General features: G+C 72.7%; 10 protein-coding genes. 5 read left to right on the forward strand and 5 right to left on the reverse strand.

Translation table 11 applies throughout. From position 1 onward, the window contains the following. Positions 1 to 40: 40 nt before the first annotated feature. The 5 genes from I5071_RS22420 (at position 41) to I5071_RS22440 (ending at position 7608) form a co-directional block, all read left to right on the forward strand. Positions 41 to 865, forward strand: a complete 825-nt coding sequence (locus tag I5071_RS22420) for a TIGR02452 family protein (protein ID WP_236607560.1) — start codon at positions 41 to 43, stop codon at positions 863 to 865. Next, entirely contained in the window at positions 862 to 1581 is a 720-nt protein-coding gene (locus tag I5071_RS22425; RefSeq protein ID WP_236607561.1) for a YqjF family protein, read from the forward strand. Before I5071_RS22420 ends, I5071_RS22425 begins: the two co-directional genes overlap by 4 nt. 49 nt (positions 1582 to 1630) lie before the next feature. After that, positions 1631 to 3040, forward strand: coding sequence for a M16 family metallopeptidase (locus I5071_RS22430; RefSeq protein ID WP_236607562.1), 1410 nt, complete (start codon positions 1631 to 1633; stop codon positions 3038 to 3040). Continuing rightward, on the forward strand, positions 3037 to 4488 hold the full coding sequence (locus I5071_RS22435; RefSeq protein ID WP_236607563.1) for a M16 family metallopeptidase: 1452 nt from the start codon (positions 3037 to 3039) through the stop codon (positions 4486 to 4488). Before I5071_RS22430 ends, I5071_RS22435 begins: the two co-directional genes overlap by 4 nt. Positions 4489 to 4581: 93 nt before the next feature. Next, a complete protein-coding gene (locus I5071_RS22440; RefSeq protein WP_236607564.1) occupies positions 4582 to 7608 on the forward strand; it encodes a putative metal-binding motif-containing protein in 3027 nt (1008 codons plus the stop codon). Positions 7609 to 7721: 113 nt separating this feature from the next. Here I5071_RS22440 and I5071_RS22445 read toward each other — a convergent pair whose 3' ends face one another. The 5 genes from I5071_RS22445 to I5071_RS22465 all read right to left on the reverse strand — a co-directional run bounded on the left by I5071_RS22445 (position 7722) and on the right by I5071_RS22465 (position 12203). Then, the gene (locus I5071_RS22445) at positions 7722 to 8273 is read right to left on the reverse strand and encodes a peroxiredoxin family protein (protein WP_236607565.1); all 552 of its coding nucleotides are present in this window, start codon (positions 8271 to 8273) and stop codon (positions 7722 to 7724) included. Next, complete coding sequence (locus I5071_RS22450) at positions 8270 to 10039, reverse strand: NAD(P)/FAD-dependent oxidoreductase (protein WP_236607566.1); 1770 nt, start codon at positions 10037 to 10039, stop codon at positions 8270 to 8272. The genes I5071_RS22445 and I5071_RS22450 overlap by 4 nt, the downstream gene beginning before the upstream one ends. A 100-nt stretch (positions 10040 to 10139) precedes the next feature. Beyond that, complete coding sequence (locus tag I5071_RS22455) at positions 10140 to 10952, reverse strand: 2TM domain-containing protein (protein WP_236607567.1); 813 nt, start codon at positions 10950 to 10952, stop codon at positions 10140 to 10142. 49 nt (positions 10953 to 11001) lie between these two features. After that, the gene (gene fabG / locus I5071_RS22460; protein ID WP_236607568.1) at positions 11002 to 11757 is read right to left on the reverse strand and encodes a 3-oxoacyl-ACP reductase FabG; all 756 of its coding nucleotides are present in this window, start codon (positions 11755 to 11757) and stop codon (positions 11002 to 11004) included. Continuing rightward, complete coding sequence (locus I5071_RS22465; protein WP_236607569.1) at positions 11754 to 12203, reverse strand: hypothetical protein; 450 nt, start codon at positions 12201 to 12203, stop codon at positions 11754 to 11756. The genes fabG and I5071_RS22465 overlap by 4 nt, the downstream gene beginning before the upstream one ends. Between the last annotated feature and the right edge of the window lie 31 nt (positions 12204 to 12234).

Here is a 12234-nt window from a genome sequence, read left to right on the forward strand (position 1 = left end):
CAACTTGCATCGAAGACTTCGATGCGTCATGCATCGAAGCATGAACGACAAGCCGAACCGAAGACGTCGCCAGGAGATCGCGGAGCAGACGGTCGCGATCCTGCGGGCGGGCCGCTACGTCGCGCCGAGCGGGCGCGAGATCGACATCACCACTGCGATCGCCGATGCGGTCGCAGGCACCACGCTGCACACGCCGGAGCGTCCGCCACCGCGCGCGATCCCGAGCGCGCGCCCGACGACGATCACCGTCGCGAACGAGACCACGCTCGTCGGCGCGAAGCGCCTGCACGACGCGGGACATCGTGTCGCCGCGCTCGTGTTCGGCTCGGCGCGCAACCCGGGCGGTGGGTTCCTCGGCGGCTCCGAGGCGCAGGAGGAGAGCCTCGCGCGCGCGTCGGCGCTCTACGCGTGCGAGGAAGGCTCGCCCTTCTACGAGCACCACCGCGCGCACCGCGCTCCGTACTACTCGCACCACGTGATCCACGCGCCCGACGTGCCGGTGCTGCGCGACGACGCGGGCACGCTCCTCGAGTCGCCGTGGCCGTGCACGTTCCTCGTGGCCGCGGCGCCGAACCGGCGCGACCTCGATCCCGACGAGGAGACCGCGCCGGTCATGGCCGAGCGCATCGCGCGCATCCTCGACGTCGCTGCGGCGCACGGTCATCGCACGCTCGTGCTCGGTGCGTTCGGGTGCGGCGTGTTCCGCAACGATCCGGTCGAGGTCGCAGGGCTCTTCGCGACCGCGCTCGAGGGCAGCCACGCGGGCGTCTTCGACGAGGTGCGCTTCAGCGTGCTCGACACGTCCGAGGAGGGCGCGACGTTCCGCGCATTCGCCGAGCGGTTCGCGCATGATCGCGATCGATGACGCTCGATCGCATCGCCCCGACGCGGCGGCCCGAGGGCCCGAACGCAGGCACGCAGCGATGGCGCGAGCTGCTCTTCGTCCACTGGAGCGTGACGCTCGACGAGGTGCGACCGCTCGTGCCCGCGTCGCTCGAGCTCGACCCGTGGGAAGGCCGCGCGTGGATCGGCGCGGTGCCGTTCCGCATGGAGGAGATCCGTCCTTCGTGGCTCCCGCGCGCGATGGCGCTCGACTTCCTCGAGCTCAACCTCCGTACCTACGTGCACCACCGCGGGCGCCCCGGCGTGTGGTTCTTCTCGCTCGAGGCGAGCTCGTGGCTCGCAGTGCGCGCGGCGCGCCTCGGGTGGTCGCTGCCGTACTGGCACGCGCGCATGCGCACCGAGCGCGAGGGCGCGCGCGTGAGGTACACGTCGTCGCGCCGCGGGCACGATGCGCGGTTCGACGTCGAGTACGAGATCGACGACGCGATCGGCGCCTCGGCGCCGGGCACGTTCGAGCACTTCCTGCTCGAGCGCTACCTGCTCTTCGCCGCGCACCGCGGGCGCATCCTCGAGGGCCAGGTGCACCACCTGCCCTACCCCGCGCATCGTGCGCGCGTGCACCGGCTCGAGCAGACGCTCACGGCGGCGGCAGGGCTGCCCGCGCTGCAGCGCGCGCCCGAGATCGTGCACTGGAGCCCGGGCGTCGACGTCGAGGTGTTCGGGCCGTGGGCGACGTGATCGAGCGCCGTGCATCGCACGCGCGATCGCTGCTACATCACGCCCCGCCATGAACGCCCCATCCCGCGCGCACGCCGCGATTGCTCCCGCGTGCGCGATCCTCCTCCTCACGACCACGCTGTCGGCACACGCCCAGGTCGCGCGTGACCCCCAGCGCTTCGCGCTCGAGATCCCCGACCCCGAGCGCTACGTGCTCGAGAACGGGCTCGAGGTGATCCTCGATCCGCTCCCGGGCCGGCGCGAGGTCACGGTGCAGGTCACCTACCACGTCGGCGCGGCGGATCAGCGCCCCGGGTGGACCGGCCTCGCGCACCTCGCCGAGCACCTGATGTTCGAGGGCTCGCTGCACGTGCCGAGCGACGCGTACATCCCGTGGCTCGAGCGCGCGGGAAGCCTCGATCGCAACGCGACGACCTCGCTCGATCGCACCGAGTACCACCAGACGCTGCCCTCGGAGCGCCTCGAGACCGCGCTCTTCCTCGAGAGCGATCGCATGGCGTACCTGCTCTCGGTGCTCGACGAGGCGAACGTCGCGGAGCAGCGTCGCGTCGTCGCCCGCGAGCGCATCGAGCACGACGTGCTGAGCGCGCACGGGCTGCTGCCCTCCGTGATCGCGCGCGCGCTCTATCCCGAAGAGCATCCCTACCGCGACGTCGACGAGCGCCCCTCCGACCTCGAGGCGATCCGGCTCGCGCACGTGCAGTGGTTCGTGCAGTCGTACTACCAGCCCGCGAACGCGACGCTGGTGATCTCCGGCGGGTTCGATCCCGCGCCGGCGCGTGCGCAGATCGAGCGCTGGTTCGGGAGCATCCGTCGCTCGGCGCCTCGGCCCGCACGCACGGCCCCGCCGCGGGTCCGACTGGAGGACGAGACGCGCATCGTGATCGAGGTCGACCACACGAACGACGAGCTGCGGGTGATCTGGCCGACGCCGGCGTACGGCGCGCCGGGCGACGCCGAGCTCGACGTGGTCGCGCACATCCTCGAAGAGCGGCTGCGCCTCGCGCTGGTCGAGCGCGGCCTCGCGATCGGCGTGTGGGCCGGGCAGATGAGCCGCGAACGAGGATCCGAGTTCACCGCGGGCGTGGTGCTCCCGCGCGATCGCGGCACGGCCGAGGCGCTCGCGGTGATCGACGCGGAGGTCGCGCGTCTGCGCGAGGGCGTCGACCCCGCGCTCGTGCGGCGCGTGGATCAGGTGTGGTTCGACCGGCTGGTGCAGCGCATGGAGCGCACCGCGGCGCGCGCGGAGCTGCTCTCGCTGCGCTGGCACGACGGCACGCCGTACACCGTCGCGTCCGATGCGCGCCGCTACGCGCAGGTCGACGCCGAGCGCACCTCGCGCGCGGTGCGCGCGTTCCTGCCGCTCGATCGCCGCATCGTGGTCTCGCTCGATGCCACGCCGGGCGTGCCCGAGGGCGGCCGCGTGGTGACGACGCAGCACGCGCGGAGGTCGCGATGAGATCGTCGATGCTCGTGCTCGTGCTCGCGCTCGCCGCGGTGCACGCAGGCTGCGGAGGCGCGACGCGCGCGACGTTGCCCGCGCCGCGCCGTCCGCTGGTGCGCACGCCCGACGAGGCATCGCGCGCGGCCCCGCCGCTCGCGACGCTCCCGCTGCTCGAGGTGCCCGAGGTGCACCGGACGACGCTCGCGACGGGGCTCGACGTGCAGGTGGTGCCGCGCCGCGAGCTGCCGCTGGTGGCGATCGTGCTCGCGTCGCGCGCGTTCCACGTGCACGACCCCGCAGCACCGCGCGGCGCGGCGTCGCTGACCGCGCGCGTGATCGAGCGAGAGCTCGAGCGCATGGCGCTCGCGGCGCGAGGTCGCGAGCTGCCGGTCCCCCAGGTGTCGGTCGGCAGCGACGGCCTGGTCGTCTCGATGCAGGTGCCGAGCGCCGAGATCGTCACCGCGCTGACGATGCTCTCGGCCGTGCTGCGCGCCGAGGAGTGCTACCCCGCCGACGTCGAGCTCGCGCGCGTCGGGCACCGCGAGCTCGTCGCACGCGCCCAGACCGTGGGTCGCATCGCGAGCCTGAGCGCGATCGCATCGCTCTACGGCCCGCACGATCCGCGCTCCGCGCCGTCCTACGGCAGCGCGATGCACGTCGAGCGCCTCCAGCGCGGCGACTGCATCGCCCAGCGCCGCCGCGGGCTCGTGCCTGCGGCGACGACGATTGCGATCGCGGGCGACATCACGCCCGAAGAGGCGTTCGCGCACGTCCAGGGCACGCTCGGCGCATGGGCGCGCACCGGCGACGTCGTGCCCGCCGCGCCGCGGCCGACGTTCCCGCCGCCCGAGCGCAACCTGCTCCTCGTGCCGGTGCGCTCGTCGGAGGGCTCGCTGATGATCGTCGAGCGCGGCCCCGGCCCGGCCGAGCCGGGGTTCCCCGCGTTCGCGGTGCTCACGCGGATGCTCGGCGGGATGTTCTCGTCGCGCATGAACCTCGAGATGCGCGAGCGCCGCGGCTTGTCGTACGGCGTCTCGGCGGAGCTCGGCATCTCGGCGGATCACTCGGCGGTTCGCATCGAGTGCACGGTCCGCGGCGATCGACTGCTCGAGACGCTGCAGGTGTTCGAGGGCGAGCTCGCGCGCATGCGAACGCCCGGGCGCATCGAGGACGACGAGCTCGCGACCGCGGTGAGCATGGAGCGCGCGATCCTGCGGACCCAGCTCGAGTCGCGCGCCGGCGTGGCCTCCGCGCTCGCGTACGCGTTCCTCCGCGGGACATCGCTCGCGGACCACGCGCGGCTCGATGCGGCGCTCGCGTCGCTCGGGCGCGACGACGTGGCGCGCGCTGCACAGGCGTTCCGCCTCGGCGACGCGCCGGTGGTGATGATCGGACCGCAGGAGATCGCCCCGGCGCTCTCTCGCGCGCGGCCCGGCCGATTCGCGATGATCGTGGCCCGATGAGCGCGATCTGACGGCGGATCGCCCGATCTGAATCGTCCTGAAATCGCCGAGCACGAGAGCGACCGTCGCGCGGCCCCGCGCGACAGTCGTACCGTGGGGAACGACATCTTCCGTGGGTACGTGATCGGGGCGCTGGTCGCGCTCGCGGCGTGCGGACAACCCGAGCAGGACGTCGACGCGAGCACACAGGACGACACCGACGCGCGCGTCGAGTGCGCGAGCGACGCCGAGTGCAGCGACGGGCGCTTCTGCAACGGCGTCGAGCGCTGCGCGCCACGGGGCGCGGGCGCCGACGCGCGCGGCTGCGTGCCCGCGGCGGAGCCCGCGTGCGCGATCGGACAGGCGTGCGACGAGGACGCCGATCGGTGCACGACCATGTGCGCGGTGACCGAGGACGCCGACGGCGACGGCGCGATCGCGATCGACTGCGGCGGCGACGACTGCGACGACTCCGACCGCCACGTCTTCCCGGAGGCGACCGAGATCTGCGATCCCGAGCACGTCGACGAGGACTGCGATCCCACCACGCTCGGCGCGCTCGATCGCGACGCCGACGGATACGCCGACGAGGCGTGCTGCAACGATCGCGGCGACGGCATCCTCGCGTGCGGCGACGACTGCAACGATCTCGAGCGCGCCGTGTCGCCGACCTCGAGCGAGATCTGCGACGGCTTCGACAACGACTGCGACGAGACGATCGACGAGCGCGTGCAGGCCTCGGGGTTCCTCGATGCCGACGGCGATCTGCACGGTGATCCCGCGTCCCCTCGCATGGCGTGCCCCGGCGACGCGCGCTTCTCCGCGGTCGACGACGACTGCGACGACGCGGACGCGCAGCGTCACGGCTCGCAGTCCGAGGCGTGCAACGGACGCGACGACGACTGCGACGGCACCGTCGACGAGGCGACCTCGACGCTCACCTGGTACCGCGACGCCGACGGTGACGGGTTCGGCGATCCCAGCGCGACCTCGCGCGCGTGCGCTCCGCCCGCCGGGCACGTGCTGATCGCGCTCGACTGCGACGACGGCGACGCGGAGGTGCATCCCGCGGCCGCCGAGCGCTGCAACGGCGAGGACGACGACTGCAACGGGCGCGCGGACTTCCGCGTCGATCGCGGCGACTACGAGGACGACGATCACGATCTCCGCCCCGACGCCGCGTGCAGCGAGGACGAGAGCGTCGCGGACTGCGACGATCGCAACCCCGACGTGCGCCCCGGCGCGCCCGAGCTCGTCGACGGAGTCGACAACGACTGCGACGCGGCCGCCGACGACGTGTGCCGCGTCACGAGCTGGTACGTCGATGCCGACGGAGACGGCTACGGCGACGGCGCGAGCGAAGCGATGCGCGCGTGCGAGCCGATCGCCGGCCGCGCGCCGCGCGACGGCGACTGCGACGACACAGCGCCCGAGCACAACCCCGCGCAGCGCGAGGTGTGCAACGGCGAGGACGACGACTGCGACGGAGACGTCGACGAGAGCTCGGGCGCGCTCTGCTTCCTCGCGCACGCGATCGGCGCGTGTGACGCGGGCGCGTGCACGATCGACGCGTGCGGGCGCGGCTGGCGCGACTGCGACGACGAGGTCGACGACGGATGCGAGATCTCGATCGCGACCGACCCTGCGAATTGCGGCGCGTGCGGGACCGAGTGCCCCGGCGGAGCTCGCGCCGTGGCCGCGTGCACGATGGGTCGCTGCGGCTTCGACTGCGAGGACGGCTACGGCGACTGCGACGGCGAGGCGAGCAACGGCTGCGAGGCCGACGTCTACTCGGACGTGCTGAGCTGCGGCGCGTGCGGTCGCGTGTGCTCGAACCGACCGAACGCCACGCGCGACTGTCGCCTCGGGGCGTGCGTCGCCGACTGCACGAGCGGCTACGAGAACTGCGACGGCGACATCACCGACGGCTGCGAGGTCTCGATCGCGCGTGACGCGACGAGCTGCGGCGCGTGCGGCGTGAGCTGCGGCACCGCGGGCGAGATCTGCATCGATCGCTCGTGCGAGACACCGGTGTTCGCGAGCAGCGGATCGGAAGGCGCGTTCGCGCCCAGCGCGGACGTGGTGCTCTCGCCCGGCGTGCACCACTTCACGACGATCACGATCCCCGAGGGGGTGGTGGTCACGACGTCGGGCAGCGGCGTGCTCGAGCTTCGCGCGACGGGCGACGTGATCATCGCGGGGCGCGTCGACGTGTCGGGCGCGCGCGGTGGTCGAGGGAGCGCGGCGTTCCCCGCGTCCGACTCGGGCGGCGGCGGCGCGACCGGCAATCCGCTGGCGATCGGCGTGGACTTCGACGCCGAGGTGAGCGAGTGCGGGACGCCCGGGAGCGGCGGCACCGGCGCGGCGGGCGGCACCGGTGTGTCGGGGTCGCCGTCGTGCTCGCTCGGCGGAGCCTTCGGCGGCGGCGCAGGCGGGCTCGCGACCGGCGCGGGCGGAGGAGGCGGCGGCTACGCGGGCGGCGGAGGCGGCTGCGACTACCAGAGCATGCGCGCCGGCGGTGCGGGTGGATCGGCGGCCGGCAACGCAGGTGGCGCGGGGTGCGTCGCGAGCGGGTGCGTGCCCGCCGAGGGTGGCCACGCGTTCGGCGCGTACTCGGGTGGCGCGCCCGCGGGATGTCGCGGGGGTGGTGGCGGATCGATCGGACAGCAGGCCGCGGCGGATCTCGCGGTGGCGACGACGTTCCGCCCGGGGAGCGCCGGCGGTGGCGCGGGCGGCGCGTACGTCTCGGGCTCGGGCGGCGGCGGGGGTGGCGGAGGCGCGGTGCGCATCTCGAGCCCGACGCGCATCGAGATCACGTCGAGCGGTGCGGTGCGCGCCGACGGCGGCGACGGCGGGCACGGTCCGGGCAGCGGCGATCACAGCGGCGGCGCGGGATCGGGCGGCGTCGTGTACCTCGCGGCGCCTGCGCTGCGGATCGACGGCGTGGTGAGCGCGCTCGGCGGGATCGGCGGTGGTGGCAGCAGCGCGAACGCGGGCGGCGACGGCGGGCTCGGACGCGTGCGGCTCTCGGCGCTCGCCGAGGAGTGCACGATCACCGGCGTGATCTCGCCGACGCTCGCGCGCGGATGCGCACCGAGCTCGATCACCGAGCACCCGTACGTCGCGCGCTATCCGCTTTGATTTCCGGAGGGGTCTTGGAAGACCCCTCCCCCCGACCGGCGGAGCCGGATCGGGTCCCCCCACCCTCAACGCTGCGCGCGGGGCCCCAGCCCCGCTTGCTCGTGCTCGGCCGGTCAGGGAGTCGGCGCGGGCTCGCGCAGGAGCTGGCGGAACGTGCGGAAGAACGACGTGCGCTCCGTCTCTCCGATCGCCCCCGCGTGGCGCCATCGCACGCGACCCTGACGATCGATCAGCGCGACGTTCGCCTCTCCGCCGCGCAGCGAGAACGGCGCGCGACGCAGCGCACCGTCCCAGTCGAGCAGGATCTGGATCCCGTAGCGCTGCGCGATCGTGCGGATCGCGCCGCGCGCCATGTCGCGCACGATGCCGTCGATGCCGTGCACGTCGGCCACCGCGTAGGTCGTCGCCTGCTGCTGCAGGTGGTTGTCGATCACGAAGCGGTGGAGCGTCTCCTTGAACGCGTGGTTCACCGACGTGTGATCGCGATCCTCGTAGAAGACGATCACCACGCGACCGCGCACCGACGCGAGCGTCCGCGTCTGTCCCGAGGTCTCCTCGAGCGAGAAGTCGCCGGGCTCGCTCGGCGGCTCGACGAGCTGCGCGCGCGCGAGGGTCGCCGCGGAGAGCGCGGCGATCATCGCGAGCAGCGCAGCCCGGCGGGTCACTCGGCGGCCTCCGTGATCGACGCGTACACGTGAGCGACGAGGCCGCGCACCGAGCTCACCTCGGGGTGCTTGTCGGCGCGACCGACGCAGCGCTCGAAGTCACGCGCGACGAGCGAGAGCGCGCGACGGCGCGCGCCACCCTCGGCCTCCTCCGCGTCGAGCCGCGCATCCGACACCCGCGATCCCCAGCTCGCGAGATCGACCTCGCGCGCGACCTCGACGCCCTTCGTCGGCCCCAGCGAGACGAGCGCGCGCAGCACCATCTCGTGCAGCAGCTCCTCCGCGAGCGCGAGCTTCTCGGTCATGTACGCGTGCGTCTCGTCGGGCGTCATCGCCTTCTCGAGATCGAGGTGCAGGTTCGCGAGCAGCGACGGAATCGGAGGCAGCGTCACGTGCACCGGGCGCGGCTCGTCGTGCGCGCGCTTCGCCCACTCCGAGACCAGCTTCTGCGCGCGGAAGCTCAGCGTCGCGAAGCCCTTCGCGATCTCCACGAAGCGCGCGTGCTCGGCGGGCGGGAGCTTCCAGAGCTCCTTGAAGAAGTACTGGCAGACGAACGACCAGTAGTTGAAGTCGTCCCAGTAGATCTTCGCCGCCATCGCGCGCGGCTGGCCGTAGCAGGGCGCGGCCTTGCGATAGGTCTCGCACGCGACGTCGAAGAAGCGCAGGTAGAACCCGTCGTACTCCTCGGCGCGCGCCTTCCACGACGCGTCATCCGCGAGGTCCATGCGGATCAGCTCGGTCGTGAAGCAGTTGCCGAGCGCGATGAAGTCGGAGCCCGGCGAGTAGAACGGATCTGCGAAGGGCCCGGCCTCGCCCACACACGACCAGCGATCCGTCGAGTACACCTGCACGCTGCCGTGCGAGTAGTGGCGCAAGCAGAGGAAGTCCTCGGCCTCGTGGTGCCCGATCTGCTCCCAGATGCGCGGCTCGTGGTGCGCGATCCACTGCTTCGTCTTCTCGAGCGTGCGGATCGTGTCGAAGGGATGCACCTCGTCGTGGACCACGACGCCGACGCTGGTGTGCCCGGTCGAGAGCGGGATGAGCCAGAGCCAGTACCCGGTGCCCATGAAGTGCACCGTCGAGAGCCAGCGGATGTGCTCGGAGTCGCGTGCGTGCCATCCGCGCTCGCTCTCGGGCACGTAGTCGCCGACGTCGAGCTTGCCCTTCACGCGGTACCACGAGCTGTTCGCGAGGTGCCCGCTCGGGCGCGTGAGATCGAGCTTCTTGCGGATGAGCGCGGCGCGCCCCGCGGCATCGACGACCCAGCGCGCGCGCAACGTCTGGTGCTCGCCCTGCGAGCCCTCGCTGACGACGACCTCGTGAGGCTGTTGCTCGGGAGAGGAGCCGAAGCGGATGTCGCGCACCGAGAAGCCCTCGAGCAACGTCACCCCGTCGGCCTCGACCATCGCGCGCAGATCGTTCTCGAGGCGCCCGCGATCGAGCTGGAACGAGGGCACCTTCGGCATCTGCGGCGGGCCGATCTCGGTGCGCTCCTCGAGGCGATGGGTGCGGCCGCCTCCCGGGAAGAACCGCAGCCCGTTCTTGATCAGGTGGTTCTTGCGCAGGTAGTCGCCGAGGCCGAGCACGACCCCGAAGTAGTGCGACGAGAGCTCGACGCTCGACTCGCCGACCTTGTGCGCGGCGTCGGGCAGCGGACGACGCTGGCGCTCCACCACCGCGACCTTCGCGCGCGGCACCTCGCGGCGTAGCTGCCGCGCGAGCGTGAGGCCCGCGAGGCCTCCGCCGCAGATCACCACATCGAACATCGCCCCATCGAACGAAGCGCTCATAGAGACGTCGAGAATATCTCTACGACGCCCCCCCGGGCCACCGATTCACCGCGGTCCAGCGGGAGTGCCAGGTTCCTCAGCGACGGAGCTTGCGCGACGTGCCTCGTCGCTCGTCGCGCTCGTCCTCGTCGTCGAAGTCCTCGTCGTGATCGACGCGCACGCGCGGACCGCGCCCGTCTCCATCGCCGCCGACGTCGCCCACGCGCGCGCCGGTCGGACCGCCCTTCTTGCGTGTCACGTAGCGGTTGAACTCGGTGTCGGGCAGCGGGCCTTCGTCGCGCCGCGTCGCCTTGTCGAGGTGCTTCGTCGCGGCCTGCAGCAGCGCGCTCACGCCGCTCTCGACCGCGCGCTCGAACTCCTTCTCGATGCGCTTGCGGCGATCACGATCGTCGCGATCGCGGTGACGTCGCGCCTCGCGCTCCATCCGCCGCACCTCGCGCTTGCGCTCGGCCTCGCGGCGCCGTCGCTCCTTGCGCGTCACACGCTCGATCTGCGCGGGTGTCGGCTCGCGGAGCGCGCCCACCCCCTGCAGCGCCACTGCGATGCCCCATCCGAGCAGCGGATAGAAGAACCACCACCCGGGCCCTCCGAGCACGTCGAGCAGGAAGAGCCCCGCGTTGACGACGAGCCACGTGAGCAAGTGCGACGCGAAGCGACGCCGCCGCGCCGCCTTCCAGGCCTCGACCGCGAGCCGATCCTCGCGGCGCTCCGCGAGCTCGCCCGCCGCGCTCTCGACCGCCGACACGTCGATGCCGGCCTCGCGCGCGGCCGCGACGAGCTCGTCGTGCCGCAGCGCGTCCCCGCGATCGTGCGTGCGCTCGGCGGCGCGCCGCAGGATCTCTTCGACCTCCTCGCGCGTGTAGCGAGGCGCCTCGCGCTCGTCGGACATGGCGGTCCGATCTCCTACCACGCCGCGTTCCAACGCAGGAGGGTGCGGCTCAGCACATCCCGCCGTTCACTCCGATGACCTGCCCGGTGATGTACCCCGCCGCATCGCTGCACAGGAACGCCACGATCGCGGCGACGTCCTCGGGCTTGCCGATCCGCCGCATCGGGATGTGCTTGAGCACCTCGTCGAGCGGCGTGCCCTGCGCGAGCGCGCCCTGGAACATGTCGGTCTCGACCGGGCCGGGCGCGACCGCGTTCACGGTGACGTTGCGCTTCGCCATCTCCTGCGCGAGCGCCTTGGTCGCGCCGATCAGGCCCGCCTTCGCGGCCGAGTAGTTCACCTGACCGCGGTTGCCGATCACGCCCGACACGCTCGCGATGTTCACGATGCGGCCCCAGCGCGCGCGCACCATCGGCATCACGAGCGGCTGCGTCACGTTGTAGAAACCGTCGAGCGTGGTGCGCGTGACCGTCTGCCACTGCGAGAGATTCATCGCGGGGAACGGCGCGTCCGCGGTGACGCCCGCGTTGTTCACGAGCACGCCGATGGGCCCGCCCTCGAGCAGCTTCGCCATCGACGCGCTCGCGCTCTCCGCGTCCGCGACGTCGAAGCGCGAGAGCTCGGCGCGCCCGCCCTCCTTCTCGATCGATTCCTTCACCGCGTGCGCGGCGTCGTCGTTCGATCGGTACTGCACGATCACCGGGTACCCCGCGCGCGCGAGCGACACCGCGATCGCCGCGCCGATGCCGCGGCTCGCGCCGGTCACGAGCGCCCTGGGCTTCTCCTTCGGGCTGCGGTCCTTCATCGCTGCTCCCCTGCCCCGGTCGCGATCCCCATCGCGACGTTGATCGTGCCCTTCGCGATCGTCTGGCCCGCGCGCACGAGCACGCACTCGTACTGCGCGGCGGGCGGCATGAACATCACCTGCGTCACGCGCACCTCGAGCGGCTCGCCGACGCGCAGCGTGCCCTCGCTCATCTCGAGCTTGCGCGTGCCGAGCAGCGCGCCCGACGACATGCCGGAGCCGCGCGTCATCCCGAGGTACCCGAAGTGCGCGGCCGCCGCCTGGGCGAAGAGCTCGAGCGTCACGAGCGCGCTCACCTCGCCGCTCGGCTCGACGAAGAGCTCGCCCTCGCGGAACGTCTTGGTGCAGACCGCCTCGGTGTCGCTGCACGCGACGAGCGCGTCGAGCATCAACATCGGCGGGCGATGCGGCATGAACGCGGTGAGCGGCGGGAACGCGGCGGACATCGCGCGCGGTGTACCACGCAGGGAGCGGGAG

This window comes from Sandaracinus amylolyticus (assembly GCF_021631985.1).
GTDB lineage: Bacteria > Myxococcota_A > Polyangia > Polyangiales > Sandaracinaceae > Sandaracinus > Sandaracinus amylolyticus_A.